At 67.3% G+C, this 25,952-nt stretch carries 24 protein-coding genes; 12 read left to right on the forward strand and 12 right to left on the reverse strand.

Annotated features, from left to right (window positions below):
* Positions 1-144 precede the first annotated feature (144 nt).
* Both AB0P21_RS39915 and AB0P21_RS39920 read right to left on the reverse strand, forming a co-directional pair.
* Complete coding sequence (locus tag AB0P21_RS39915) at positions 145-921, reverse strand: neutral zinc metallopeptidase (protein WP_363704511.1); 777 nt, start codon at positions 919-921, stop codon at positions 145-147.
* A complete protein-coding gene (locus AB0P21_RS39920) occupies positions 918-1,826 on the reverse strand; it encodes a MurR/RpiR family transcriptional regulator (RefSeq protein WP_363704513.1) in 909 nt (302 codons plus the stop codon). Before AB0P21_RS39920 ends, AB0P21_RS39915 begins: the two co-directional genes overlap by 4 nt.
* A gap of 173 nt (positions 1,827-1,999) precedes the next feature.
* Between AB0P21_RS39920 and AB0P21_RS39925 the strand changes: the two genes are divergently transcribed.
* Positions 2,000-2,971 carry a glycoside hydrolase family 16 protein gene (locus tag AB0P21_RS39925; protein ID WP_363704515.1) on the forward strand — a complete coding sequence of 324 codons (972 nt, stop codon included), beginning with the start codon at positions 2,000-2,002 and terminating at the stop codon, positions 2,969-2,971.
* Between the two features lie 97 nt (positions 2,972-3,068).
* On the opposite strand, the gene AB0P21_RS39930 is transcribed toward AB0P21_RS39925, so the two are convergent.
* Complete coding sequence (locus tag AB0P21_RS39930; protein WP_363704517.1) at positions 3,069-4,373, reverse strand: helix-turn-helix transcriptional regulator; 1,305 nt, start codon at positions 4,371-4,373, stop codon at positions 3,069-3,071.
* 491 nt (positions 4,374-4,864) lie between these two features.
* Between AB0P21_RS39930 and AB0P21_RS39935 the strand changes: the two genes are divergently transcribed.
* Positions 4,865-6,163 carry an FAD-binding protein gene (locus AB0P21_RS39935; protein ID WP_363704519.1) on the forward strand — a complete coding sequence of 433 codons (1,299 nt, stop codon included), beginning with the start codon at positions 4,865-4,867 and terminating at the stop codon, positions 6,161-6,163.
* Positions 6,164-6,245: 82 nt separating this feature from the next.
* On the opposite strand, the gene AB0P21_RS39940 is transcribed toward AB0P21_RS39935, so the two are convergent.
* Positions 6,246-6,830 carry a flavoprotein gene (locus tag AB0P21_RS39940; protein WP_363704521.1) on the reverse strand — a complete coding sequence of 195 codons (585 nt, stop codon included), beginning with the start codon at positions 6,828-6,830 and terminating at the stop codon, positions 6,246-6,248.
* Positions 6,831-6,855: 25 nt separating this feature from the next.
* The gene (locus AB0P21_RS39945; RefSeq protein ID WP_363704523.1) at positions 6,856-7,779 is read right to left on the reverse strand and encodes a glycoside hydrolase family 16 protein; all 924 of its coding nucleotides are present in this window, start codon (positions 7,777-7,779) and stop codon (positions 6,856-6,858) included.
* Between the two features lie 117 nt (positions 7,780-7,896).
* Here AB0P21_RS39945 and AB0P21_RS39950 point away from each other — a divergent pair, with 117 nt between their 5' ends.
* Positions 7,897-8,604, forward strand: a complete 708-nt coding sequence (locus tag AB0P21_RS39950) for a GntR family transcriptional regulator (protein WP_363704525.1) — start codon at positions 7,897-7,899, stop codon at positions 8,602-8,604.
* A gap of 14 nt (positions 8,605-8,618) precedes the next feature.
* Here AB0P21_RS39950 and AB0P21_RS39955 read toward each other — a convergent pair whose 3' ends face one another.
* Positions 8,619-9,665: a LacI family DNA-binding transcriptional regulator gene (locus AB0P21_RS39955; RefSeq protein WP_363704527.1), complete on the reverse strand. Its 1,047-nt coding sequence runs from the start codon at positions 9,663-9,665 to the stop codon at positions 8,619-8,621.
* A 372-nt stretch (positions 9,666-10,037) separates the two neighbouring features.
* On the opposite strand from AB0P21_RS39955, the gene AB0P21_RS39960 reads away from it, so the two are divergent.
* The 7 genes from AB0P21_RS39960 to AB0P21_RS39990 are packed head-to-tail and all read left to right on the forward strand — an operon-like array spanning position 10,038 to position 19,153.
* Positions 10,038-11,459: a family 2B encapsulin nanocompartment shell protein gene (locus AB0P21_RS39960; protein WP_363704529.1), complete on the forward strand. Its 1,422-nt coding sequence runs from the start codon at positions 10,038-10,040 to the stop codon at positions 11,457-11,459.
* 5 nt (positions 11,460-11,464) lie between these two features.
* Entirely contained in the window at positions 11,465-13,675 is a 2,211-nt protein-coding gene (locus tag AB0P21_RS39965) for a germacradienol/geosmin synthase (protein WP_363704531.1), read from the forward strand.
* Positions 13,672-15,057, forward strand: a complete 1,386-nt coding sequence (locus AB0P21_RS39970; RefSeq protein WP_363704533.1) for a family 2B encapsulin nanocompartment shell protein — start codon at positions 13,672-13,674, stop codon at positions 15,055-15,057. Before AB0P21_RS39965 ends, AB0P21_RS39970 begins: the two co-directional genes overlap by 4 nt.
* 5 nt (positions 15,058-15,062) lie before the next feature.
* The gene (locus AB0P21_RS39975) at positions 15,063-16,103 is read left to right on the forward strand and encodes a polyprenyl synthetase family protein (RefSeq protein WP_363704535.1); all 1,041 of its coding nucleotides are present in this window, start codon (positions 15,063-15,065) and stop codon (positions 16,101-16,103) included.
* Positions 16,104-16,137: 34 nt separating this feature from the next.
* Positions 16,138-17,073, forward strand: a complete 936-nt coding sequence (gene ispH, locus AB0P21_RS39980) for a 4-hydroxy-3-methylbut-2-enyl diphosphate reductase (RefSeq protein WP_363704537.1) — start codon at positions 16,138-16,140, stop codon at positions 17,071-17,073.
* Positions 17,074-17,109: 36 nt separating this feature from the next.
* Positions 17,110-17,877: a hypothetical protein gene (locus AB0P21_RS39985; RefSeq protein WP_363704539.1), complete on the forward strand. Its 768-nt coding sequence runs from the start codon at positions 17,110-17,112 to the stop codon at positions 17,875-17,877.
* A gap of 7 nt (positions 17,878-17,884) precedes the next feature.
* On the forward strand, positions 17,885-19,153 hold the full coding sequence (locus AB0P21_RS39990; protein WP_363704541.1) for a hypothetical protein: 1,269 nt from the start codon (positions 17,885-17,887) through the stop codon (positions 19,151-19,153).
* Between the two features lie 13 nt (positions 19,154-19,166).
* Here the strand turns inward: AB0P21_RS39990 and AB0P21_RS39995 are convergent, their stop codons facing one another.
* The 3 genes from AB0P21_RS39995 to AB0P21_RS40005 all read right to left on the reverse strand — a co-directional run bounded on the left by AB0P21_RS39995 (position 19,167) and on the right by AB0P21_RS40005 (position 21,539).
* Positions 19,167-19,418: a hypothetical protein gene (locus tag AB0P21_RS39995; RefSeq protein WP_363704543.1), complete on the reverse strand. Its 252-nt coding sequence runs from the start codon at positions 19,416-19,418 to the stop codon at positions 19,167-19,169.
* Positions 19,419-19,533: 115 nt separating this feature from the next.
* Positions 19,534-19,974, reverse strand: a complete 441-nt coding sequence (locus AB0P21_RS40000; RefSeq protein WP_363704545.1) for an RICIN domain-containing protein — start codon at positions 19,972-19,974, stop codon at positions 19,534-19,536.
* Positions 19,975-20,042: 68 nt separating this feature from the next.
* A complete protein-coding gene (locus tag AB0P21_RS40005) occupies positions 20,043-21,539 on the reverse strand; it encodes a class I SAM-dependent methyltransferase (protein ID WP_363704547.1) in 1,497 nt (498 codons plus the stop codon).
* 382 nt (positions 21,540-21,921) lie between these two features.
* On the opposite strand from AB0P21_RS40005, the gene AB0P21_RS40010 reads away from it, so the two are divergent.
* Positions 21,922-22,704 carry a GntR family transcriptional regulator gene (locus AB0P21_RS40010; protein WP_363704550.1) on the forward strand — a complete coding sequence of 261 codons (783 nt, stop codon included), beginning with the start codon at positions 21,922-21,924 and terminating at the stop codon, positions 22,702-22,704.
* On the opposite strand, the gene AB0P21_RS40015 is transcribed toward AB0P21_RS40010, so the two are convergent.
* Both AB0P21_RS40015 and AB0P21_RS40020 read right to left on the reverse strand, forming a co-directional pair.
* Positions 22,697-23,089: a hypothetical protein gene (locus AB0P21_RS40015; protein ID WP_363704552.1), complete on the reverse strand. Its 393-nt coding sequence runs from the start codon at positions 23,087-23,089 to the stop codon at positions 22,697-22,699. The genes AB0P21_RS40010 and AB0P21_RS40015 overlap by 8 nt on opposite strands.
* Positions 23,086-24,270: a PLP-dependent aminotransferase family protein gene (locus tag AB0P21_RS40020; RefSeq protein ID WP_363704554.1), complete on the reverse strand. Its 1,185-nt coding sequence runs from the start codon at positions 24,268-24,270 to the stop codon at positions 23,086-23,088. Before AB0P21_RS40020 ends, AB0P21_RS40015 begins: the two co-directional genes overlap by 4 nt.
* Before the next feature lie 106 nt (positions 24,271-24,376).
* On the opposite strand from AB0P21_RS40020, the gene AB0P21_RS40025 reads away from it, so the two are divergent.
* The gene (locus tag AB0P21_RS40025) at positions 24,377-24,934 is read left to right on the forward strand and encodes a cupin domain-containing protein (protein WP_363704557.1); all 558 of its coding nucleotides are present in this window, start codon (positions 24,377-24,379) and stop codon (positions 24,932-24,934) included.
* 5 nt (positions 24,935-24,939) lie between these two features.
* Here the strand turns inward: AB0P21_RS40025 and AB0P21_RS40030 are convergent, their stop codons facing one another.
* Positions 24,940-25,905: a TAXI family TRAP transporter solute-binding subunit gene (locus AB0P21_RS40030; protein ID WP_363704559.1), complete on the reverse strand. Its 966-nt coding sequence runs from the start codon at positions 25,903-25,905 to the stop codon at positions 24,940-24,942.
* Positions 25,906-25,952: the final 47 nt, after the last annotated feature.

The following is a 25,952-nucleotide window of genomic DNA, read 5'->3' on the forward strand; positions in this document are numbered from 1 at the left end:
CCACGGACCACCACCCGTGGCAGCGGTAAGGTCTGCCCCAGGCCCTTGACGGAGCCGACTGGGGATGCACCACTATCTCTGCCCCAGCAGAGACGACACCATCGCGGCGCCTCCACAGTCTTCGCGATTGTCTTCCGCAACAGATCACTCCACCATCGCCCTGGTGGCCGTGAAGGTCCGGCAGCTTCCAGGTCTCGCATCGGCGAAGCCGAGTTGCGCCCAGTACCTGTTGCTGGCAACGGATCCGTGCAAGCGCGGGGTCCCCGGCAGATCTCCTGTCCGGGACAGCAAACTCCTCCACCGCGACGCGAATCCAGGTCCGAGCGCCACCCGATCCGCACCGAGAAAGGCCGCGGCCCAGCAACTGGCCTGCAACTCGCGGCGCCTGCTCTCCTCCTCGGCGGCGGCCCCACTCAGCCGCGACTGGCGTGTTGTCGACACCTTCATGATCCCCAACTGGTTCTGCAGATGGTGACCGTACTCGTGCGCCAGAACAAGCGTGGCATAACTGCGAGAATCAGCCGGCCAGGCCGAGAACAGCCGCCTGAACGCCGGTCCGGACAGATAGATCACCTCCGCGCCCGCTCCGCAGTAGTAGGCGGTGGTGTCTCGTACGACTCCACATCGCGTGGGTATCTCGGCTGTCCAGTACACGACGACATCCGGACGCCGCATGACCAGACCGTCGGTCTGCTGCACAACGGGCCCCCACACCGAGGCGAGGCAATCGAGCATGCGCTCCCCGAAGGCCTTCATGTCCTTGGTCACCGGCTCGCCACAGTGAGCGGGAAGCAGCTGAACACTGGCCGGAAACACCGGATCGGCCAGGACCGTCCACTCGGGTCCACCGTTGGCCGGCAACCGGTAGAGCACGCTGATCGCCGCGACCAGGAGCGCTACCGCTGCCCAGGGACGTTTCATTCGTCGGACCGCGACTGCTGGGCCGCGACGGGCAGCCGATGTCCCTCCACCGCTGCGGCGGTGGCCGCAAGCACGAGTCCCGTTCGCTCACGAGCACGTTGCGCGATCCGCGCGTAGATCAGATCGAGTACCAGGAACTGGGCATGCCGGTCAGCCAGCACATCCGACGGATCATCGCCTCTCGGGGGTGCAGTGGTAAGAACCAGTCCGGCTCGTCGCGCGATCGGTGACGCCGGGTTCCGGGTGATCACCGCGGTCTGCGCTCCACGGTCCGCCGCGGCCTCGATCACCTCGAGGGTCTCGACCACCTGTCCCGACGACGAGACGCCGACCACGAGGTCGCGCTCGTCCGCCAGGGTCACCGCGATCAGAGCGCTGTGGACGTCCGTCCAGGTCCAGCAGGCCACTTCGAGCCGACGGAGCCGAACCGCCATTTCCAGCGCTGTCACCGCACTGGTGCCGACCCCGAAGAAATGGCAGTGCCGGGCAGTCGCCAAATGATCCGACAATAGGTCGGCGGCGACCAGGTCAAGCTGGTCGGCGGTATTTACCAGTGCTTGCGCACCGGCCGCCGCGACCGTGTCCAGCACCTGCCGCGCCGAGTCCTCGGCGCCGATCCCCCTGCCGATGTCACTGCTCCAGCGACGGGCCGCGCTGCGCCCCATCTCCACCGCCAGCGCTACCCGTAGATCAGCGAACCTCTCCAATCCACAAGCCCTGCTGAAGCGCGTCACTGTTCCCGGCGACGTCCCGGTCGCCTCGGCGAGCTGCACGATGGTGAGCTTGGCGACGCCCGCAGGATCGGCCAGTACGAAACCCGCGATGTCTGCCAGCGCACCGCGAAGCCCGGGCAGCAGGGCCCGCAACCTGCCCAGAATCGAGTCACTGAAGTCGGGACCGGACACCACAGGCCTCCGTTGGTGATTGTCTGGAAATAATTGTTCGCTCACGGTAACGCATCCCGGCAATCATGAAAAAAATACTCACCGAACTCTTGCGGCGCACCCTCAGGGGCATTCATGATCGGTCCTCAGGCGGGCTCCCCGCCGACTCTTCGCCGCGAAGGAGACCGAAGAACATGTCCCGAAAGAAGACGACGACCGTCCTCGTCGCAACCGTTTCGATCGCCCTGCTGGCAACCGGCGCGACCGCCGCCTCGGGCGCGACCGATGCCACCAGCAGTCCGCGAAACTGCGGTGTGCTCTTCGACGACTTCAACTACCAAGGGGCTACCGACCCCAACCTGGCCGCGCACGGCTGGAACGCCCGCAGCGAGAAGGGCGGCCCCGGCGTACCGGATGCGGCCTGGCCGGCCACCAACGTCACCTTCACCACGCAGAACGGCCAGAAGGTCGCCCAGTTGCGAGCCACGACCGACGGCACCGCTGCCGGTACGACGCACGCCGAACTGCGCCGTACCACGATGAACCTGCGCAACGGCACCTACGCGACCCGGGTGCGCTACACCGACACGCCCGTCTCCGGTCCGGACGGCGACCACATCAACGAGACCGCGTTCGCGATCAGCCCGACCAAGTTCGACTACGACCCGATCTACAGCGAACTCGACTTCACCGAGTACCTGCCCAACGGCGGCTGGGGCGAGACCGGTCCGATCAACTTCCAGACCAGCTGGCACACCTTCCGCAACGACCCGTGGGACGCCCGGACCGCGTCGAGCAACCAGGCGAAGTCCTTCAACGGCTGGCACACCTACGTCACCCAGGTCGGCAACGGCCACGTGAAGTACTACATCGACGGCAAGCTCACCGCCGACCACACCGTCGACATGGACGGCAACACGATCCTGCCCAGGCAGGACATGAGCTTCAACTGGAACCTGTGGTTCATCGACCTGGGAGCGCATCAGGGCACCGCGACCAGCGAGTACCACCAGCAGATCGACTGGGCGTACTACGCCAAGAACGAGACCGTCTCGCCGACCCAGGCGCAGGCGCGGGTCACGAAGTACCGCAACCACGAGACCACGTACGCCGACACCATCACCAACACCGGCTCCTGCCAGAACCACCAACCCCCGCAGCACTGACCGAGCACCACGCGGTACGCGGCTCAGGAATCCAGGGACTCGCCCCGGGGTTCCTGAGCACGCTGCCGGCCGGATTCGTCCCGTGACCTGGTGATGCTCAACCAACCATCCGGCACAGCTCACCCCGGCCGGAGATCCCCAGCCTGCGGTACGCCGCCGATAGGTGGAACTCGACCGCCCGCACCGACAGGCCGAGCTGACCAGCAATGCTGGCGTTGGTGGCTCCGGTCCGGGCCAGACTCGTCACCCTCCACTGCTGCCTGGTCAGCTGTGAACTGGTCCGCTCCTTGCTCAGCTTGGTCAGAGCCGCTTCGATCGCGGTGAGCCATCGGCCGGCGCCGCCCGTTCTGGCGATGTCGGCGGCAACTGTCAGCCGTTGCTGTGCCGCGAGCCAGTCGCCCGTGGAAATCTGCCGTCCGGCCAGCCGGTACGACGCCTGCAACATCTCGTCCCGCGCGCCGGCGAGATCGAGCAGGTCCACCGACTCCGACAGTGCCGGGATCGCCCGCTCGTCCTCCTGGGTGAGCGCGTAGACCTGAAGAGACTGCCCGATCGTTCGCGCCGCCCCCCACTGCCGGGCCAGACTCAGCTCGTCGCGAGCCAACCGGGTCGCCATCTCCCTCCGGTCGGGCCCGAGGATCGTGGCGACCCGAGAGCGCCACGGCAGGATCGCCGGATTCATGATCCCTCTGGCCGTCAGGGCGCGGCCACAGTCCAGATAGTCGACCACGGCCTTGGCCGGGGCATCGGTTGCGGCGTGCACCGCCGCGCGGGCTGCCAGCAACAGCGGATAGTACGGCGTGGACGTCGGCAACCCGCTCACGAACCGGTCGGCGAGGAGCGCCTGCGCCGCGTCCAGCTCGCCCGCGTCGACCAGCGCCTCGACACCCCAGGCGGTCAGCACCTGACCGAGCGGACCGCCGATGTCACGCAGACACAACTCGGCCAGTGCGTCGGTGAGCGGCCCGTTGTCGCCTTGCAACTGGCTGATCCGGGCCTTGACCAAGGTCACCACGTCCCGGCCGGCTGGACTCTGCCGGCCGGCCGGTAGCAAGGACAACCGGTGACAGTGCTCATCCGCCCGGATCAGGTCGCCCGCACAGACCAACGTGAGCAGCGCACGCCACGCCATCCCGGGGAACTCCGGCGTTCTCTCGTCGACCAGGATGCAGACCGAGTGACAGACTGCCGCCTCCCGGTTGTCACCCGCGCAGAGCAGCTGCCAGGCCCGGGCATCCAGGCGCTGGACCCGGTCCTGCACCGGCTCGTTGCCTGTCCGCGTGTGCCGGTCGACCGGCACCGGCCGCGAGGTCCGGACGTTGACCAAAGCTGTTGATCCCGTCGTCCCTGCGGCCGGGCCACCGACCCTGCGGTGCACCACACCTCTGCCTCGATCGATCACGCGGATCGCTCCTCACTCGTGGCTCGTCCGAGCGCCCTCGCCGATCCGCCTGTTGCACCGGAGATGATCTGGCGTCGACCACCAACCACGACGAACAGCGATGTACGCGCTCTCATCACCGAGAGTGCCCGTTCAAGCGTATTCCCGTCAAGGAGCGGCGGCCAACCCGGGCCTGTGATCCCGGCCGCACCGTGAACAATTCGGCGCGAATGTTGTGGAGGCTCCGCAGGGGATGCTGGGATATTTGCGGCTCATTGTGCCGGTAGCAGAAAATCACTCGCGGGCGGCGCACCGAGCTGCGAACCACCTGCTACCACTGACGGCGACGGCCGGAATCATGCAGGCTCGAAGGATTTCGTCAAAGCCGGCCGCGCGCCGTTCCGATGACTCCACAGGTTATTTCGTCACCTATCACGATGATTCTCGGACACCCACAAACCTACGGCGACGCACGGTGTTCCTCGAACTTCCTGAGTGCTTCTCTCGTTACTGTGAGCAAGCTCGAGGCCATTGTCCCTGGCGACACCGGGTACGACACTGCCCGCAGGGTCCGCAACCACCAGATCGACCGGAGACCGGCCGCCATCGTGCGTTGTGAATCGGCCACCGACGTCGCCCGCGCCGTCCGCCTGGCCAGGAGCGAAGGTCTCGGCGTGGCTGTCCGGGGTACCGGTAGCCATGTGGCCGGCTGGGCCACCTGCGACGACGGGCTGCTGATCGACCTCGGGGCGATGAAGCGTTCGCGCATCGACCAGACCATGACCGTCCGGGTCGGTCCAGGACTCTGCTGGGGCGAGCTCGACGCCATGACGACGGCTCACGGCCTGGTGGTCCCCGGCGCTCCCGATCCTGCCGGCGGAATCGGCGGCCACACCCTGGGCGGCGGGATCAGCGATCTGTCCCGCCCGTACGGCCTGAGCTGTGACAACCTGCTGTCTGTCGACGTGGTCACTGCCGACGGCGACCTGATCCAGGCCGGACCGGAACAGAACGACGACTTGTTCTGGGCGTTGCGCGGCGGCGGTGGCGGACTGGGTGTCGTCACCGACTTCCGGTTCAGGCTCCGACCGGTCCGTCAACTGGTCGCCGGCCCCCTGGTCTTCCCTGAACACCTTGTCTCGACGGTCCTGCGAAAAGCCCGGGACTGGCTGGAGTCCGCTCCCCCGGCGGCTTCCTTGATCGCGATCGTATGGAATGCTCCCGCGCTGCCGTTCATCGCGAAGAACCTCCAGCGCCGGCCCGGCCTGCTCCTGCTTCCCAGTTGGTCCGGGCTGCCGGACAACGCCGAGGTAGCGCTCGCTCCACTGCTGGGGCGTCCCGCACCGGTCTTCAACGGAATCCACCCGATGTCGTATCCCGCCTACCGGCAGATGCTGCAGGCAACGATCGGGCAGGCCGGACCTGCGTCTGGCGGCAGAGCAGAGCTGCTGTCCCACTTGTCCGACGACGTACTGGACGAGGTCGTCACGCCCTGGCTGGACACCAACCCCGGATGTTCCGTCATCCTGCGATCCCTGGGCGCAGCCATCAGCGAGATCCCCTCGGCCGCGACTGCATTCGCTCATCGCAACGCCCGCTGGCTGCTGGAACTGTCCCCGCGGGCCGGCGCGGCGTTCGACGACCGTGCACTCAGCGGCGTTTCACTGGGCCCTTATCTCAACTCCCTCAGCGACCCCAGCCAGGCCGACCTGCAGGCGGCCTACGGCGCGAACCTCGAGCGGTTGGGTGAGGTCAAGAAACGCTGGGACCCTGACAACACCTTCTGTTTCGGTCCCGCGCTGACCAGCTGACCTCATCACGTCGTACACCCCGCCTTCTGACAGTGCGCCGTCGATTCGATCGACCACGGGTCCAGTGCAGGGGCGGCTGTCGTCAGTGTGGCGTCGGGGTGCCCTGAAGTGGTCCGAACCCTGTGTCCGGCCACAGCAGCAGCCGCAGAATCAGCGCGATCGCCGGTGGGCCGGGCATCGAACGGACCTCGGTAGATCCACTCCCGCCGTCGGTGGTCGTCGTCCGTTCGGGTTCGACGACAATGAGCCCTCCGGCTCGCAGCCGCTCGATGTTCATTCTGGTCGACCGGGCGTTCCACTGACCGGGGTTCATCGACGGCACGAAGACCACCGGCGCCGTCGTCGACCGTAGGCCGGCGGTGATCCATGACGCCTGCGCCGCACCGGCGACCTCGGCCAGGACGGCCGCGGTGGCCGGCAGCACGATCACGCCGTCGAGGCCCGCGAAGACGGAGGCCGGAGGTGGAGGCTCGGACTGCTCGTCGAAGACCTCGTCGGCCTCGGAGTCGAGCGCCTCCGGCGGCAGGAAGCGCACGGCGACAGAGCTCATCACCACCGTCAGCCGGCAATTGCGCTCGGCCCGGATCACTCGCAGGTACGCCGGCAGGGTGAGCACGCCGGCCGACGGACCTGCGACGACCAGCACCTGTCTGGGTGATTCGTCCATCGCTCGCGCTTCCGGGTCCGGCCGGTCAGCAGCTCAGATCGTCGACATGGGTGACCTTGCCCGAGCGGTAGTTGCGCACCCGGTTGCCGACCTCGGCCGGGGTGACCACCTCGTTCTTGGCGTAGTACACCCAGTCGGCCGCCTGGGTGTACGTGCTCCGCCCACCGGAGTGCCCGGTCAGATCGATGAACCACTGGTTGAAGCTGAGTCCCATCGCCTGGCGCGGATACACGACGTGCCCCTTGCCGTCGTCGGAGTGGTCTGCGACCAGTTTGCCGTCGATGAAGTACTTCACGTGCCCGCCGGAGACCTGGGCCAGCAGGTCGTGCCAGCCGTTGTGACTACCCGGCAGAGCGGTCGACCTGCGATACCCGTCGAACGGCTCCGCCTGGTAGGTGTTCCAGCTGGTGATGTAGTTGACCTGACCGCTGGTGCCCCATCCTCCGTTGGGCAGGTACTCGGAGAAGTCGAGTTCGCTGTACTTCGGATCCCAGTCGCGCGCCAGCGGCGAGATGGCGAAGAACGTCTGGTTGACGTGGTCGCCGTCGTTGCCCGAGACGGGCCGATCGCTGAACCTGAACCGGGTGGCATAGGTCCCCTCGAAAAACCGCCGCGCGGACAGGCTGACCTCCGCTTGCGTGGTACCGCGGCTGGTGCCGTCGGTGGTTGCCGAGAGCTGCAGCGCGCGCTGCCCGTCGATGGTCTGGATGCTCACGTTGCCGGCCGACCAGCCGCCTGCACCAGGCCCACCTGGGTTGGTGCGCACCGACCAGCCGTTGCCCGCAAAAGCACGGTCTGTGGTCGAGCCGTAGCTGAAGTCGTCGAACACCGTGCCGCAACGCCCCGCCTGGGCCGCGTCAGCGGACTTGCTGACGCCGACCAGCAGGGCAGCCGTCAGTGCTACCGGCAGCAGGATTCCGAGCGCGGCCAGTCTGGTCCTACGTGTCATCGGGTACTTCCTCGGTGATGGGCGGCTCCGGTCAGCCATTTTGACCAGTGACCGATCGTTCGCGAATAATAGACCATTGGGGAATATAAGCCTGACCATTAGGATAAGAGGTCAACAATGAGGCGGAGCGAGGCCCGGGCACTGCTCCTCGGCCTGCTGCAGCACCGCAGGTCGGGCGAAGCTCTGCCGTCGGAGCGGGTGCTCAGCCAGACGCTGGGCGTGTCCAGGCCCACCCTGCGCGCCGCGCTCGATGATCTCGAGCACGACGGTCTCGTCACCCGCGAGCACGGCAGAGGCACGTTCGCCGGCACCTCCGGCGGCCTGCGGACGACCGGGCCGGGCAATGGCGGCGAGCTGCAGATCCAGGCCCCGGACTCCGCGGTCTGGACCAACCAGGTCATCTCGTTCGAACGCGGTCTGGCCGGCCCGAGGCTCGGGCGGCGGATGGAGATCTCACCGGCCGACGACGTGCTCACTGTCCTCCTGGTCCGGCTGGCCGACTACGTCCCCCTGTCGCTCGAACGTATCCGGCTGCCCTCCCAGATCGCGATCGGCGGCCGGTCGCGAGACTTTCAGACCCACTCGGTCCACGAACTGCTCACCCTGCGGTACGGCGTCGCGCCGGCGTCCGCGGTGCAGACGATCGAAGCCACCGTCACCGACCTGACCGAGTCGAACCTGCTCAGAATCGCGCTGCACTCACCCGCGCTGCTGGTCGACCGGCTGACCCGCGATGTCGACGGTGCGGTGATCGCTTACACCAGCACGGTCTACCGCGGTGACCAGCACAAGATCACCACTACGTTGTCGGTCGGCGCGGACTGACGACCGACGTGGCCTCAGGTGGAGTCGCGCACGACCAGTTCGAAGGCGGCCCGGTCCGGTACCGCGGACTGCGTGGCTGACGAATCCGTGAGGATCTCGTCCTCGTCCCCCAGCAGCATCTCGGCCAGGCACGCACCCAGCGCCTCGCTGGGGCGGCCGACCGCAGTCAGTGCGGGAACTGTGCCCGTGGCACCGAACCTGTCGTCGAAGACGACCACGGCGACGTCATCGGGTACTCGGCGGCCGTGCGCGGCCAGCATCCGTAGTACTGCTCGTGCCATCACGTCAGAGGCAACGAACAGCCCGTCCAGATCCGGATGTTCCGCCAGCAGCGTCGCCACCGCGCGCTCGGCCTCCTCGTCACAGGCCCCCCCGAACTCCTGGACGACCGGCAGCCCGGCCGCCGCGACCGCTTCGCGGTAGCCAGTCAGCCGATCCTGACCGGACGGGAGACCAGGCCGGCCGGCCACCGTGCCGATCCGGCGACAGCCGATCGACAGGAGATGGCCGACCGCCGCACGGGCGGCGGCGACATCATCGACCTCCACCTGCCCTACCGGTACGTCGCATCCCGGCACTGGTGCGCTGAAGACGACCGGCAGAACCTGTCTGGCCAGCTGGCGAAGCAGGGCTGGATCGCCGTACTGGCTGACCACGATCGCTCCGTCCACGTGTCCGCCACCCAGGTATCTGACCAGCCGGCGGGGATCGTCCTCGAACAGCACCACCAGTTGCGAGGACGTGGCGGCCAGCGTGCGGCCCACCCCGCGCAGCAGGCCGGCGAAGAGCGGATCCGAAAGCACCTGGAGATCCAGTCCGGGCAGTAACAGCGCGATCGAGTCGGCGCGCTGGGTGACGAGCGCCCGGGCCGCCCGGTTCGGCACGTACCCCAGCCGGGCGATCGCGTTCTTCACCCGGTCGATCTTGTCGTCGCGGACCTGGGCCGCTCCGTTGACCACCCGGGACACGGTCGCCCGGGACACTCCGGCCGCGACGGCAACCTGCTCCAGGGTCGGAGCACGCACCCTGGCGCCGACGGCGAGGCCTCTGTGTTTCGTCATCCCCGGTATCCTCGCAACCGGCCGTCAGGGATTGTCAAACAATCCTGTGGTGCGGCACCAGAAAAGAATCGTCCGACGGTGATTCCTCGCGGCCGGCCATCGATTGTTTCGGGGGGCGGAATCATTTCTCGCTGCCGGACCACGGATCGACTTGACGGACTGTCACCACATTCGGCTACGGTTAGCGACGCACCGAATCGGATTGTGACCAGGACAGGCCGAGGCACCCGCCACCTTTGTCTGACCACTCTTCCCGGTTCGGCCGGCCGTATTCCTTTGGACCAGCAGACCTCGCCGCCGCATCCGCGGCCGGGAGGTCTCGTCGGCATGCGCCGACACCGATGGTCCACCAACCGAATGGTGGGTACTTCAGTGACTTTGACCGAACCGGCCTCCTCCGACGTCCAGGCCACCGGGGCCCAGGCCCAGCTCAGCCTCGGGACCGCAGCCGCCCGTAACCTGGCGACGACCACCAAGTCCCAGCCGCAGATGCAGGGCATCACCTCCCGCTGGCTGCTCAGGATGTTGCCCTGGGTGCAGGCCGAAGGTGGCGTGTTCCGCGTCAACCGCCGGCTCAGCTACGCCGTCGGCGACGGCCGGGTCACCTTCACCACGACCGGCGCCGAGGTCCGGGTCATCCCGCAGGAGCTCTGTGAGCTGGGAATGCTCCGCACCTTCGACGACGTCGAGGTGCTGTCGGCGCTCGCGGATCGCTTTGTCCAGCAGGAGTTCCAGCCCGGCGACGTGATCGTCGAACGCGGTACGCCGGCCGACCAGATCTGCCTGATCGCGCACGGCAAGGTGACCAAGATCGGTGTCGGCAAGTACGGCGACGAGTCGGTGCTGGAGACGCTGGTCGACGGCGACCACTTCACCTACCGGGCGATCCTCGAGTCCGACGATCTGTGGGAGTACACCGTCAAGGCGGTCACGCCCTGCACCCTGCTCTCGCTGTCGCAGGACTCCTTCGAGGAACTGGTCGAGCGATCGGACAGCCTGCGCGCGCACCTGGCCGCGTTCCAGGCGTCGGGCCACGACGACGAGGACGAGTACGGCGAGAAGGCCATCGCGCTGGCCGCCGGCCACACCGGCGAGGCCGAGCTGCCCGGTACCTACGTGGACTACGAGACCAGCCCCCGCGAGTACGAGCTGAGCGTCGCCCAGACCGTACTGCGGGTGCACAGCCGCGTCGCCGATCTCTACAACAACCCGATGAACCAGACCGAGCAGCAGCTCCGCCTGACCATCGAGGCGCTCCGCGAGCGGCAGGAACACGAGCTGATCAACAACCGCGACTTCGGCCTGTTGCACAACGCGGACCTGAGTATGCGGATCCCGACCCGCAGCGGCCCGCCCACCCCCAACGACCTGGACGAGCTGCTTAGCCTGGTCTGGAAGGAGCCGACCTTCTTCCTGGCCCACCCGCGGGCGATCGCGGCCTTCGGACGCGAGTGCACCAAGGCCGGCATCTACCCGGACAGCGTCGATCTGGGCGGCCACAAGGTCCCGGCGTGGCGCGGCGTCCCGATCTTCCCGTCGAACAAGCTCGGCATCAGCGACACCCGGACCAGCTCCATCCTGCTGATGCGGGCCGGCCACGAGAACCAGGGCGTCATCGGCCTGCACCAGACCGGCATCCCGGACGAGTACGAGCCGGGCCTGTCGGTGCGGTTCATGAACATCAGCGAGAAGGCGATCATCAACTACCTGGTGAGTGCCTACTACTCCACCGCGGTGCTGGTGCCGGACGCGCTCGGCATCCTCGAGGGCGTCGAAATCGGCCGCGAAGGCTGACCCTGATGGCCCAGCCCTACGAACTCCCCGAGTTCTACGTGCCGTATCCGGCGCGGCTCAACCCGCACCTGGAAGGCGCCCGGGCGCACACCAAGGCGTGGGCGTACGAGTTCGACATGATCGACGTGCCGCAGGAGGGCAAGGCGATCTGGGACGAACACGATTTTGACTCCCACGACTACGGCCTGCTGTGCGCCTACACGCATCCCGACGCGACCGGGCCGCAACTCGACCTGGTCACCGACTGGTACGTCTGGGTGTTCTACTTCGACGACCATTTCCTCGAGCTCTACAAGAAGACCAGGGACATGCCCGGTGCCAAGGCGTACCTCGGCCGGCTGCCGGCGTTCATGCCGATCGAGGGCGAGATCACCGAGACACCACGGAACCCGGTCGAGGCCGGTCTCGCCGACCTGTGGAACCGGACCGTCCCGGCGATGTCCGCGGACTGGCGCCGCCGTTTCGTCGCGACCACCGAGGCGTTGCTGAACGAGTCCTTGTGGGAGCTGACCAACATCTCCGCCGGCCGGATCGCCAATCCGATCGAGTACCTCGAGATGCGCCGCAAGGTCGGCGGCGCGCCCTGGTCGGCGAACCTGGTCGAGTACGTGACCTCGGAGGTTCCCGCGCCGGTCGCCGACCTGCGCGCGTTCCGGGTGCTGAGCGACACGTTCTCGGATGCGATCCACCTGCGCAACGACCTCTTCTCCTACCAGCGCGAGGTGGAGAAGGAAGGAGAGGTCAACAACGCCGTCCTGGTGATGGAGACCTTCTTCGGTTGCCCGACCCAGCAGGCGGCCGAGATCGTCAACGACGTCCTGACGTCGCGACTGCACCAGTTCGAGAACACCGCGGTGGTCGAGGTACCGGTGCTGCTCCAGGAGCACGGCATCGATCCGCTCGGCCGGCTCGCGGTACTGAACTACGTGAGAGGTCTCCAGGACTGGCAGTCCGGTGGGCACGAGTGGCACCTGCGCTCGAGCCGCTATATGAACAAGGGCGGTTCGATCGCTCAGGCCGGCGGGCTCGGTGGACCTGTCGGTCTGGGGACGTCGGCGGCCCGGATCGTGCCTTCCTTGCTGGCCACGCTTCCCTATCGGTCCCGCAGCCACGCGTTCGTTCCGTTCCAGGTGATCGGCGAACTCCCTGAGCCCGACCTCTACATGCCGTACCAGCTCAGGCTCAGCCCGCATCTGGATGCCGCGCGCAAGCACAACGTCGAGTGGGGTGAGAGCGTCGGCCTGACCGATCAGGTGATCTGGGACCGGCACAAACTGGAGTCGTTCGACTTCGCGCTGTGCACCGCCGGGATCAATCCCGACGGCACTCGGGAGGCCGTTGAGCTCGGCACCGACTGGCTTGCCTGGGGCACCTATGCCGACGACTACTACCCAATGGTGTTCGGCCGGACCGGTGACCTGGCCGCGGCGAAGGTGACCACGCGGCGGCTGTACGAGTTCATGCCGGTGGACACCCTGCGGTTGCCGATCCCGTTGTCCCCGCTCGAGCGGGGACTGGCGGATCTGTGGCTGCGGACCGCCGGCCCGATGGCGCCCGGCGACCGGCAGAGGTTCCGGGACGCGGTCGGAGTCATGCTGGACAGCTGGATCTGGGAACTGGCGAATCTTCACCAGCACCGGATTCCCGATCCGGTCGACTACATCGAGATGCGCAGGGCAACCTTCGGTTCCGATCTGACAATGAGCTTGTGCCGGATCGGGCACAGTACAGCGGTATCGGCCGAAATCTTCCGGAGCCGGCCGATCAAAGCGCTGGAGGCCGCCGCGGCCGACTACTCCTGTTTCCTGAACGACTTGTTCTCGCTGCAGAAGGAGGTCCAGTTCGAGGGCGAGTTCCACAACATCGTGGTGGTCACGCAGAACTTCTTCGACTGCGGGCTGGACCAGGCCCTGAATGTGGTGAAAGATTTGATGACGGCCCGGATGCGCGAGTTCGAGCGCATTGTGGCCGATGAGCTCCCGGTGCTGTTCGACGATTTCGGACTCGACACCGCCGCCCGCGAGGCATTGACGGCGTACGCCGTCGAACTGCAGCACTGGATGGCCGGCATTCTGCGCTGGCATCAGGGCACCCACCGCTATGAGGAAGCGGAGCTTCTCACACCGTTCCGGCCGGCCGGCGTGCCGTTCGGGACAATCACCGGCTTCGGCATGTCTGCCGCCAGACTCCGGCCCCGATTGGAAGGCGCACTGTGACCGTCACCGACGACGTCCGGCCTCAACTGAGTCTGGGCACGCAAGCAGCCCGGCAACTCTCGACGACGACCAAGTCCGTCCCGCAGATGCAGGGAATCACTCCGCGCTACCTGCTGAAGGTGCTGCCCTGGGTCGAGACCCAGGGTGGGGCTTTCCGGGTGAACCGCCGGACGACGTACGCCGTCGGCGACGGCCGGGTGGAGTTCACCACGATCGGTGCCGACGTCCGGGTGATCCCGGCAGAACTCACCGAGTTGCCCTCGCTGCGCGGGTACGACAACGACGAGGTACTGGTCGCGTTGGCCGGCACCTTCGTCCAGCGCGAGTACGAGCCCGGCCAGGTGATCGCCGAGTTCGGCAGCCGGGTGGACGAACTCGTCCTGGTGGCCCACGGCAAGATCGCGAAGACCGGACTCGGCGAGTACGGCGGCGACACCGATCTGGGCAGCTGTGCCGACGGCGACTATCTCGGCGACCAACTACTGCTCAGCCCGCGTGAACTCTGGGAGTTCACCGCCCGGGCCATCACCCGCTGTACGGTTCTGGTGCTTCCGGTCCAGCGGCTCTACACACTGATCGAGCACACGCCGTCGCTGGCGGCTCACCTGGACGAGGTCAAGGCGCGGCCGGCCAAGGCACAGAACAAGTCGGGCGAGGCGGACATCGACCTGGCCGCGGGTCACGACGGCGAGTCGGAGCTTCCTGGCACCTTCGTCGACTACGACCCGGCTCCCCGGGAGTACGAGCTCAGCGTCGCGCAGACGATGCTGCGCATCCACACCCGGGTGGCCGACCTCTACAACAAACCGATGAACCAGACCGAGCAGCAGCTCCGGCTGACCATCGAGGCGTTGCGCGAGCGGCAGGAACACGAGCTGATCAACAACCGCGACTTCGGCCTGCTCCACAACGCCGACTTCAAGCAGTGCATCAGCACCCGCACCGGGCCGCCGACCCCCGACGACCTGGACGAGCTCATCTCCCGGCGCCGCAAGCCCCGAGCGTTGCTGGCACATCCGAAGGCAATCGCCTCTTTCGGCCGCGAGTGCAACCGCAGCAGCATCTACCCCGGCACCGTCGAGTACGACGGCCGCCAGGTGCACAGCTGGCGCGGCGTACCACTGCTGCCCTGCAACAAGATCCCGATCTCGAAGACGAATACCACCTCCATCCTGGTGCTGCGGACCGGCCTGGAGGACGAGGGCGTCGTCGGCCTGCACCAGACCGGCCTGCCGGATGAGGTCGAACCGGGCCTCAACGTGAAGTTCATGGGCATCAGCGACAAGGCAGTGATGTCCTACCTGGTCAGTACCTACTACTCCGCTGCCGTGCTCGTCCCGGACGCGCTCGGCATCCTTGAGAACGTCGAGTTGGGCGGGTGAGGCAGATGTCCCTGGTCAGGGCGAAGTCCGAGGTGGAGGTGCGGACCGCGCGCCAGATCCTGGCCTGGAGCCGGGATCTGGTCGAACCGGCACTCAGGTCGGCGGTCGGCGGTCTACCGGCCGCCACCCGGCGGATTGCCGACTACCACTTCGGCTGGGCCGATGAGGACGGCGAACCGATCGAGGCGTACGGCGGCAAGGCTCTCCGGCCCGCGATCACCCTGCTGGCGGCAGAGGCAGTCGGTGGGCAGGCCGAGTCCGCGGTACCGGCCGCGGTGGCGATCGAACTGGTCCACAACTTCTCGCTGCTGCACGACGACGTGATGGACGCCGACCTGAGTCGCCGCGGCCGGGCCACCGCCTGGACGGTCTACGGCCTCGGTCCGGCGATCCTGGCCGGCGACGCGTTGCTGAGCCTGGCTCTCGACGTTCTGATCGACAGTGAGCACGAGCACTGCACCGAGGCCGCGCGCTCGCTGAGCGCGACCGTCCAGGAGCTGGTCGACGGGCAGCTCGCCGATGCGCACTTCGAGACCGTTGACAGCGTCGCGCCGGAGGAGTGCGAGTGGATGGCGCGACAGAAGACCGGGGCGTTGATCGGCTGCTCGGCAGCCCTCGGCGGTCTGCTGGGCGACGGGACGCCCGACCAGGTGGCCAGACTGCAGACGTTCGGTGAGGACCTCGGCCTGGCCTTCCAGTACGTCGACGACCTGCTCGGCATCTGGGGCGACCCCAAGGTGACCGGCAAGCCGGTGCACTCCGACCTCCGGCGGCGGAAGAAGTCGCTGCCGGTCACCACTGCCCTCACCTCCGCGACGGCCCCTGGCGACGAGCTCCAGCAGCTGTTCGCGACGGAGATCGCCGAAGCGGACCTGGCGCACGCGGCGTATCTGGTCGACCGCGCGGGTGGGAAGGCGGACGCGCAGACGAAGGCCGACCACTGGCTGTCCTCGGCGCTGAGCTCGCTGACGGCAGCCGATCCGGTGGCAGGGGCCCACACCGACCTGGAAACCCTGGCCCGGCTGGCCGCTCATCGCGATCACTGACCGATCCGACCGATCCGACCCGATCGAGGAAACCATGACCAAGCGCACCATCTTGCTGGCCTCGCCGCGATCGTTCTGCGCCGGGGTCGAGCGGGCCATCGACGCCGTCGACCTCCTGCTGACCGACCGGCCGGAGCCGATCTACGTCCGCAAGCAGATCGTCCACAACACCCATGTGGTCGCCGACCTGGAGAGCAAGGGCGCGGTCTTCGTGGACGAGCTCGACCAGGTTCCCGACGGCGCCACCGTGGTCTTCTCCGCACACGGGGTGTCGCCGGCGGTCCGGGACGAAGCGGTACGCCGTGGGCTGGACGCGATCGACGCCACCTGTCCACTCGTCACCAAGGTCCACTCGGAGGCGAAACGCTACGCCGGCCGTGGTGACACCATCGTGCTGATCGGCCATGCCGGTCACGAAGAGGTCGAGGGCACGATGGGCGAGGCACCGGAGCAGACGGTGCTGGTGGAGAACGTCGCGGACGTCGCGGCACTCGAGCTGCCTGATCCCGACCGGGTCTCGTATCTGACCCAGACCACGCTGGCGGTGGACGAGACAGCCGAGGTGCTGGGTGCGTTGCGCGCGAAGTACCCCGCTCTGCGTGGTCCGGACTCGGCCGACATCTGCTACGCCACCACGAATCGCCAGGATGCTCTCGCCGCCATCGCGACCGAAGCCGACCTGGTGCTGGTGGTCGGCTCGGCCAACTCGTCGAACTCCGTCCGGCTGGCCGAACTGGCCCGTCGGCACGGCACCACCGCGTATCTGATCGACGGCCCCGACGACATCGAGGCGGAATGGCTGGACCAGGCAGCGGTGATCGGACTGACCGCCGGCGCCTCGGCTCCACCCGTACTGGTGCAGAGCGTGATCGACACGATCGCGCTGCTCGGTCCGGTCGAGGTGGTCGAGCGCGAGGTCGCCCGGGAGACCGTGCGCTTCCATTTGCCCGCCGCGGTGAAACAGGCCTGACCGTCGCGTCAGCCATCGACAAGGAGAAACTCAGGAATGAACTTGTACGTCAGCGGGATCCTCTGCGTCGCCGGCACCATGATCGCCACCGGCGTCCTGGCTGTCGTCCTGCGCCGGGCCCGTCAGGTGGAAGGGCGGGAGGCCAACAACGAACTGGCCGGCCAGGTCTTCACTGTCGTGGGCGGGGTCAACGTGGTGATCGCCGCCTTCGTGCTGATCTCGCTCTTCGACGCCACCGACCAGGCGCAGGACAACTCGTACGCCGAGGCCAACGCCCTGGTCGCCACCCAGTGGTCCGTTGATTCATTGCCCTCGGCAACTTCGCGTCGAGTGCACGAGCTGACCAAGTCGTACGCCCAGATCGTCGCCGGCAAGGAGTGGGCCACGATGGCCGATGGTGGCGAGGTCGGCCAGCAGGGCTGGGACGTCCTGGCCGAGCTGCAGACCACCATTCAGCAGGCCAAGACCACGACTGAGCGACAGGAACAGAGCCGGGCCGAGGCCGCCAACCAGGTCTGGAAGGTCTACGAGGCACGGCAGACGCGGCTCAACTCCAGCGGCAGCAACGTCAGTTCCGTCGTCTGGTTCGCGATCCTGATCGGCAGCATCATGTCGGTCGCGTTGATGTTCATGTTCGGCGGACCGGGCCTGATCTCCTACTCCTTCATCGTCTCGCTGCTGGCCGGTGCGATCGGCCTGATGCTGTTCGCGATCTACCAGTTGCAGAACCCGTTCAGCGGTGGCGCGAGTATCGGCCCGGACGCGTTCGTCGCGGCGCTCGCGCGCCTGACCACGGGCGGCTGACCGGCTGATGGTCCGCCCCACCACCCACCGCGTCTCGGCGGTGGTCGCAGCCATGGGCCTGGTCGTGATCACCGCCGGGGCTGCCGTGCCGAGTTCCTCGGCCGGTTCTTCCGCCTCGGCCCCTCGCCTTGCTTCCGCCGGGACGTGTGCGTTCCTGCAGGTCGGCTCGACCTTGCGGCACGGACGATCGACGCTGTTCCGGGTCGAGATGCCGTCAGGGCGCCGTACGAAGCTCGCTTCGCTCGACTACGAGATCGAAGCGCTGGGCTACTCCCCCGAGCAGCGCGTCGCCTACGGTATTGCCGATACGGCCCATCGCGGCCATCAGCACTGGCGCCGTCATCTCGTGACGATCACTCCGTCCGGCACCGTCACCGATCGTGGACCGATACCGCGCGGCGGTCACTTCGGCGACGTCGCCGCCGGCGCGGTCTCGGGCGAAAAACTCTACCTCCGGGATCTGCTGCGATTGCACAGCGTCGACGTGAGCCCGGTCTCGGCGACCTATGGCCAGGTGACCACGACGGTGCGCCTTTCTCCCGCGGTGCTGGCCTACAGCGTGGACGACTTCGCCGCCGATCCCAGCGATGGGATGCTCTACGGCATCTCGACCCTCGGCACCACGGCCCGAGTCGTCCGGATCGATCCGGCCACCGGGCGGATCTCGATCGTCACCGATGTGCCCGCCCTCCCGTGGATGCCGTCCTATGGTTCGGTGGTGCTGGAGTCACCCGGAACTCTCGCCGTCGTACACAATCGCTTCGGTGAAGCGGCTGAGCTGTACCGGGTCCGGTTCGACGGAAGCGCGGAACTCCTCTCATCGTCCGAACAGGTGTGGCACAGCGACGCGGCCGGCTGCCTCGACCTTGCCGAGCCACCACCACCACCGCCGTCGCCGTCGCCGTCTACGACTCCCACTCCGACTCCACCCGCCCCGGCACAGACCCCAACACCCACGCCCGCGCCTACCTCGCCGCCGGTGTCCGCACCAGTTGCTCCCCCCACCGATTCACCTGCGGCGCCGACCCCGTCCGACCAGGTTCCTGTGCCAAGTCGCCCACCCCGGCCCACTCCACCTCGCCCACTTCTCCCGCCACCGCCACCGCCGTCGGAGCTGCCGCTGGTGCACAGCTCGCCAATCCCTCGAGCAGCCTCGAGCACCGAGCCGGGCGAGACCGTCAAAGTCCTTCGCCGGTGGTCCTTGGCGACCCTGTTGATGGTCCTCATCGGTGGAGCTGCCGCGGCTGCGCAGGCGAGAAGCCGGGGCCGTCGCTGACGATCCGGCAGACTCAGTGCTTGCCGCTGTCGCGATGAGCGGCCCGATGCTGGCCACGGTTCTTCGTGTCGTCGACCGGATGGTCCCCGTTCGCTGTCCGGCAGGCCTGGACCGCCCCGAAGATCAGCACTCCGGCACCAACGAACAGCAGTCCGCTGGAGAAGCGAACCGACTGTGGCAGGCCGATCAGCAGGGTCATGGCCAGGCCGATCGCCACCACCCCGGCCAGCAGGCACATCACACCTGATTGTCCTGGATCACCCATTGTCATCTCCCCGTGAAACTATTTCGATCGCTGTACCGACGGTAACCAGTGAAAGAGGCCGGAGGAAGGGGCCGTGACCAGATCGGTGGGCAATCTTGGTCATTGTGGAGGCATTTCATCCCGGCCCCCACCGCTGTCGCGGATGACCGGAGCAATCGGCAACCATCACTGACTGCCGCCCATCAGCTGTCAGGCACCAACCACTACCGGCCCAGACCAGCGTCCCGTCGGCATTCCAGCTCCAGTTCTGCTCGGCCCGGTCGACACAATCGATCATCACCACCGCGCTGTCTCCGGCCACATTCAGGCAGGCACCGGTCACGGCATTACGCACCGACCCATCCGCATTCCTGATCCATTGAGCGAACTGTCCGCCGTGGCAAGGGACGGTGTACGCCGGTCCTTCCCGGTCTCCCGCCAGACATCGCCCGGTCGCCCGATTCCGCAGTCGCCCGTCGAGCGCTTCCCCGGGCATGGTTCCCCTGGCCAGGTGGGCCGGCTCGGTCAGCAGCAGAACGATCAGCACCAGCGTGCTGACCAGCAGGGCGATGGTCACTCGGGCGACAACCCGTGGATCGAGGCGAGATCCCTGGCCCGGCCATTCCGTGGATGTCCACCAGTCACTCACGGCCGCACCACCGGGCCGGATCGGTATCGTCCCGCCGCGACCCGGTCGGGTGGCGGCAGCGCCTGAACATCCAGTTCGCAGTCCGGTGGCAGTCGGTCGACGATCGTGATCGCTCCGGTCACCGCCGGCCCCAGAGCGTCGATCCGGCCGGTCAGCTCGGCGAGCAGAGCGGCGGTAGCGTGGCCGAGCGCGGGATCGTTGGCCCGCGGAACACTGTCCTTGGCCGGCCGGTAGGTGCCTACCGGCCAGTCAGGTCCGAACGATGGATCGCTGCACTCTGCAGCACCGAAGAAACTGGCATCCAGACTGCCGTCGGCGGCGGGAGCGGGTGAGACCGAGACACGATGACCAGTGGTCCGGCCCAGGGCATTCAGAGCGCTGATCGTAGGCGCCTGACATCGTCCACGATCAGGCGCCAGTTCGGCCATTCGGCGGCCGTCCGGTCCGGACACCTCACGAAAGGAATCGGCGCTCAACCGCACGTCGGGTATCCCGGTCACCCGTACCCCTCCGCCGGCGGACCGGGCGAGGTCGGCGGCCAGTCTCGCTTTCCCTGCCCATCCGACACGCCGTAGACCAGCTACGTCGACTGTCCGGGCGGCCACGTCGTACAGACGGACCTGGTAGCGGTATCTGCTCGGCGCCAGATCACGCCGCACGGCGATGTCCACGCCGCCGATCCGGCGCGAGTTCTCGGCCCAGTGACAGAAGAAATCCGGTGCCAGCAACAACTCCTGCTCCAACGCCTCGTCCTGCCCCACCCGGGTCGCGAGCTCGGCGAGCCGGCGGGGGCCGTTGCCGCGAAAGAGATGAACCGCGGTCCGCAGACTGCGGTAGAGCGCCAGATTCCGGACGTCGCTCAGCACGATCACTCCGCCTGGCGCCAGCAGTTCGGTGGCGGCATCGAGGGTGGCCGCGAGGTGATCAGCGCTCGGGAAGTCCTGAGCGACGGAATTCAGCAGGACGACGTCGAAGTACAACCGCGGCAGCCTCCCGACCTCTCCGGCGGGTTGGTGGTAAAGGTGGAGGTTGCCGACACTGCCCACTGAGGCTCGCCAGCGGCGCAGCAGCCCGACGGCCTCCGCCGAGTGGTCGGTTGCCCACAGCTCAGCACAGTGCCGGGACAGACGAGGCAACAGGATCCCGCTGCCCGCTCCGATCTCGAGCACGCGATCGGGCCGATGCCGCAGTACCGCATCGATCGAGGCCGAGCGCCACTTCTCCCTGACCGGACGAGACAGCGGGCAGCCTCGATCATCGGCGACCAGCCCGTCGAAGTCCGTACCGACCGATTCCGGGTCGGTCCCCGAGTACCGCCGGCCGCGCTCGGCCGATCGATCTGCCGTCAACAGCTCAGGAGGTGACGGAACGCGGGGACGTAACACCACGTACACCATCACCATCAAGCGGCCCTCGGCCGTTACGCCGTGCTGAACCACCACCGCGCGCTCCACCACGGGGTCGAGGGCAAGCAGTCGCTCGATGTCCGCCATCCGACGCGGCGCCGTCGGAGCCGGTACCGGTTCCGGTGGCGCCGGGGGAAGGATCCAGTCTGGACCACCGAACGATTCGGTGTGTGATGCGGACACGGACATCCCTTACGAGCCTGCGGGCGGCCGGATCTCAGACCCTGACCTTTCAACTTGACCATAGGTAAGGTGGTCTAAATTTTCTGCTTCGTCAAGTCGTTCACCCGCCTTTGACGACGCGCGCCGTCCGCTGTGCGAGACTGTCAGCGGGTGGTTGGTTCCGGGAAACTGGTCAGAAGTGGTCACCGGACCGTCACACTATTACCAGTTAGCTGGTAACTTTCTTTTGTCCGCGGTGGTCGGGTGCGCCACGGATTACCGCAATCGGAAGTCGCTGGAGGACGCGATGAAGAGGGCTGAGGCGCGGGACCGGATCGTGCAGTTGATCGAGGCACGCGGGCCGGGGCAACCGCTACCGGCGGAGCGTGCCCTGAGTGAGGCACTCGGAGTGTCCCGGCCGACACTTCGCGCGGCGCTGGAGGATCTCGCCCAGGAAGGCCTGGTGATCCGGCAGCAGGGCCGGGGCACCTTCACCGGGTCGACCAAGGTGGACCAGGTACTTGCTCCCACTCAAGGCGGCAGGTTCCGGGCTCCGCAGGTGACCGGTTCACCCTGGCGCCGTAGGCTGATCTCGTTCGACATCGAGCCGGCCGGGGCCCGTCTGGGCCAGCGGATGGAGATCTCTCCCGGCGAGAACGTGATCTCGGTGATCAGGCTCCGGCTGGTCGAGGACGCTCCGATGTGTATCGAGCGAATCCGGATCCCGGCTTCGCTGGTCCCCGGCATCAGCGGCGAGGAGTTCGAGGGCGGCTCCCTGTACGAGTTGCTGCGGTCGCAGTTCGGGGTCAATCCGTCGACAGCGGTCCAGACCACCGAGGCAACGGTTACCGACGTCCGCGAGGCTGAGCTGCTCGGCGTACCGACGCTGTCGCCGGCGCTGCTGTTCGAGCGGTTCACCCGTGATCAGGACGGACGGCTGGTCGAGTACACCACCGCCATCTACCGGGGTGACCGGTACCGGATCACCAACAACCTGAGCTTCGAGGATGCCGGACCAGCCGGAAGGCTGCTGAGCGAGGTCCAGCCCGACGTCATGCACGCGGACAACTCGGGCTCTCTGGTCAGCTGACCGGACCGCTGTCCTCGTACGTGAGCCTGGAGCCCACCAGCCGGGCCGGCGAAGGGTCTCCCACCGGCCGGCCCGCGGCGTCGTACCGAATCGCCTCGGCTGTTCCGGTCAGGTGATCGCCGTCGACGGTCAACTCGAAGCTGATCACGCTCTTGCCCACCAGACGACCGGTGGTCCGGTCGGCGTGCGCCTCCATGAACCTTCCGCGAACCGACCGGGCCCCGACCTTCCAGACGCCCATCCCCGCACTGTCACTGGTCACCCGGTTGCCGCTGTCCGGGTTGGACTGCAGCATCGTCCCGGCCGGGTGGAACGTCATCATGTGCAGGCCGAACGGCGCTCCCTGGGCGGAGACCTCCCAGACCCCGACCACCGGATGCGTCACAGCGCACCTCCGAAGACCGCTGCCAGCGCCGTGACCCCTCGGTGTATCTGGCCGATCGACGGACTCGCGATGCTGAGGCGCAGCGTGTTGCGGTGCCCGCCATCGGCATGGAAGGACTCCCCCGGTACGTACATCGCACCGGCGTCCATGGCCTGGGGCAACAATCTTGCCGCGTCGAAACCCGCCGGGCCCTCCCCCCAGGCGAAGATTCCACCCTCAGGCCTGGTCCACCGGAATCCGGACGGGAACGCGTTCAGCGACGACCGTAGAGCTGCCAGCTTGGCCCCGTAGACCGCCCGCAGCCGGCCGAGTTGCGCCTCGTACCAGTGATCCTCGAGCATCTCCACCGCGATCGCCTGGGCGAGAGTGGAGGTCTGCATGTCGATCCCCTGTTTGAGCGAGAGTACGACCTCCAGCAGCGCGGGTGGCATCGACGTGATCCCGATCCGCAGCGCGGGGGCCAGCGTCTTCGACAACGAGGTCACATAGGCGACGTTGTCCGGGGCGAACGAAGCCAGCGCAGGGACGGCCGGACCGCGGTAGCGCAGGTCGTAGTACACGTCGTCCTCGACGGCCAGCACTTCGTGCCGCACCAGAACCTCCGCGAGTTCGGCTCGCCGGTCGAGAGAGATCGTGCGGCCGGACGGGTTCTGGAAGGTGGGCAGGAGATACACCATCGAGACCCGGCCGCGAGTGATCTCCCGTGCCAGGGCAACCGGCAGCATCCCGTCGTCGTCGGTTTCGACCGCCGCGACCTCGACGCCGTACGCCGCGAAGACGGCCAGCGCTCCGGCGTACGTCGGAGTCTCGACGAGAACCCGGTCGCCCGGCCGCAGGACGGCCATGGCGATGGCGTTCAACGCGCCGGATCCCCCAGTGGCGATGTGGATCCGCCCCGCACCCCCGACCAGTCCTCGCACCCGCAGTAGCCGATCGGTTGCTAAAAGCAACGGTTTGAATCCGGCGGTGGCGCCGTACTGCAGCAGGGCCGGGCCATGGCGCTCCCTGGCTGCCGCGACGAACCCTGCCAGGTCGTCGATCGGCAGCAGGGCCGCATCCGGCGCGCCGGCCGCGAAGGAGACCATGCCCGGCCGGCGCAGGGACGCGGCGAACAGGCCGACCATCGGATCATGGCGAAGATCTGCCGCCCGTCGCTTCAAATGGTCTGTCCGGATGACCACGGTGTCCCCCTCAAGAACTCCGCCCTTGCCTGACCGGTCAAGTTGTCCTAATTTGACCACTGAACCGATCCAGGTGGAATACCCAACTCCGGAGCAGGAGAAAAAGATGCTCCCTCGCGGCAACGACGACGGCGTCCGCGTCGTCGGCCCCACCGACGCGCCGCCGATGCTCGGCCCGCAGGGGCAGATTCTGATTCCGTGCGTGACCAATGGCTCGACCGGATCGGCCCAGTTGTCCACCGGTCTGATCGTGATGCCGCCGGCAACGACCTCGCAGCTTCACCTGCACGCGTACACCGACATCGTGGTGATGTGCCTGCGCGGCTGGGCGGCAACACTCACCGGACCGGAGTTCACTCCCCATCTCCACGGGCCAGGAGAGTTCATCTACATCCCGGCCGGCCTTCCGCACATCGCGGTGAACCTCAGCGAGACCGACAACCTGATCGCGGCCGAGGTCAGAACGGACCCGTACTTCAACTCCGACGTGGTCCTGCTTCCGGAGCAACAGTCCTCGGCGGTGGCGGCCTCGATCGCGTTCCGGGAGACAGCGGACACCGACAGCGCCGAGATCGAGCGGATCCAGCGCCTCGAGAGCCTCGACCTGCGAGCGATGATCGAACTCCGCCGCAGTCTGATGGCCGGCCCGGCGGCAACCGCCTGACCTGCTCAGACGTGCTGGTCGCGGTACCACCGTTCGGCGGCGGGATGCAAGGGGATCGGCGTCGTCGCGATGGCCGTGCGAATGTCCAGTGACCCGGCCTCGACGCTGGCGGCGGCGAAGTCGTCCTGCCGGCGGAACATGGTGTTCAGCGTCCACCACACCCAGGCGTCCGAGAGGTCACGGCGAGCCAGCAGGTAGTTCGGCACGACGATCGTCGTCACCGGCCTGTCGGTCTGGTAGGTCGAGAGGGGAATCGACGACAGCGCATACCCACTGCGCGGGGTGGAGGCCAACCGCTGGCCCACGCCACTCAGATCGATCAGCTGGACGCCGACCGTCGACTGGAGGTCGGAGATCGGCTTCGTCGGCAGACCACCGCTCCAGATCAGCGCATCGACATGCTCCTTGCCGCCATCGGCCTCGAGACCGTGGACTGCCTCCCGCAGGTCGAGGTACCGGCGCTGCACGGTGATTCCAGCTGCCTTCAGCAATCGGTCGGCGATCACCGCGGTGCCGGAGTTCTTCGGCCCCACACTGACGACCTTGCCCTGGAGATCCTCGAAGCTGGTCAGGCCTGCGGACGGCTTCACCACGACCTGGACGAAGTTGTCGTAGATCCGGGCCAGCGCGGTGAAACGTAGCGCGCCGGACGAGAAACTCCCCACCCCCTGCCAGGCGTCGTGGGCCGAATCGGCCAGGCTGAGCCCGAGGTCGGCCGTCCGGGCCGTGAGCATCCGAAGGTTCTCGACCGAGCCGGCAGTTTCGACCGTGGTCAACTTCGCCCCGGTCACCTCCCCCAGCAGCCCGGACAGGGTGCTCCCGTACGTCGCATAGCCCCCGCCACTGTTACCGGTGGCGAATCTGGCGGTCCCGGTCGGCATCGGTTCCTTGCGCGCGGCGCAGGACGACAGGACCAGCGAGCCGCCGGCTGCCAGGCACACGCCGACGAATGTTCTCCGTGTCACCCTCACCGGGCAAACTTTGCCCACTCAACTAACCTTTGGTCAAATATTGGCCA

The sequence above is a fragment of the Kribbella sp. NPDC056861 genome, assembly GCF_040687575.1.
Lineage (GTDB): Bacteria > Actinomycetota > Actinomycetes > Propionibacteriales > Kribbellaceae > Kribbella.

Excerpts from the sequence above, each read along its gene's own strand:
- AB0P21_RS40005 (WP_363704547.1), bottom strand. The coding sequence starts at position 21,539 with ATGGCGGACATCGAGCGACTGCTTGCCCTCGACCCCGTGGTGGAGCGC.
- AB0P21_RS39995 (WP_363704543.1), bottom strand. The coding sequence starts at position 19,418 with ATGGGTGATCCAGGACAATCAGGTGTGATGTGCCTGCTGGCCGGGGTG.
- AB0P21_RS39950 (WP_363704525.1), top strand. The coding sequence starts at position 7,897 with ATGAGGCGGAGCGAGGCCCGGGCACTGCTCCTCGGCCTGCTGCAGCAC.
- AB0P21_RS39915 (WP_363704511.1), bottom strand. The coding sequence starts at position 921 with ATGAAACGTCCCTGGGCAGCGGTAGCGCTCCTGGTCGCGGCGATCAGC.
- AB0P21_RS39975 (WP_363704535.1), top strand. The coding sequence starts at position 15,063 with ATGTCCCTGGTCAGGGCGAAGTCCGAGGTGGAGGTGCGGACCGCGCGC.
- AB0P21_RS39945 (WP_363704523.1), bottom strand. The coding sequence starts at position 7,779 with ATGACACGTAGGACCAGACTGGCCGCGCTCGGAATCCTGCTGCCGGTA.
- ispH (WP_363704537.1), top strand. The coding sequence starts at position 16,138 with ATGACCAAGCGCACCATCTTGCTGGCCTCGCCGCGATCGTTCTGCGCC.
- AB0P21_RS39925 (WP_363704515.1), top strand. The coding sequence starts at position 2,000 with ATGTCCCGAAAGAAGACGACGACCGTCCTCGTCGCAACCGTTTCGATC.
- AB0P21_RS40025 (WP_363704557.1), top strand. The coding sequence starts at position 24,377 with ATGCTCCCTCGCGGCAACGACGACGGCGTCCGCGTCGTCGGCCCCACC.
- AB0P21_RS39965 (WP_363704531.1), top strand. The coding sequence starts at position 11,465 with ATGGCCCAGCCCTACGAACTCCCCGAGTTCTACGTGCCGTATCCGGCG.
- AB0P21_RS39985 (WP_363704539.1), top strand. The coding sequence starts at position 17,110 with ATGAACTTGTACGTCAGCGGGATCCTCTGCGTCGCCGGCACCATGATC.
- AB0P21_RS39990 (WP_363704541.1), top strand. The coding sequence starts at position 17,885 with ATGGTCCGCCCCACCACCCACCGCGTCTCGGCGGTGGTCGCAGCCATG.
- AB0P21_RS39940 (WP_363704521.1), bottom strand. The coding sequence starts at position 6,830 with ATGGACGAATCACCCAGACAGGTGCTGGTCGTCGCAGGTCCGTCGGCC.
- AB0P21_RS39955 (WP_363704527.1), bottom strand. The coding sequence starts at position 9,665 with ATGACGAAACACAGAGGCCTCGCCGTCGGCGCCAGGGTGCGTGCTCCG.
- AB0P21_RS40010 (WP_363704550.1), top strand. The coding sequence starts at position 21,922 with ATGAAGAGGGCTGAGGCGCGGGACCGGATCGTGCAGTTGATCGAGGCA.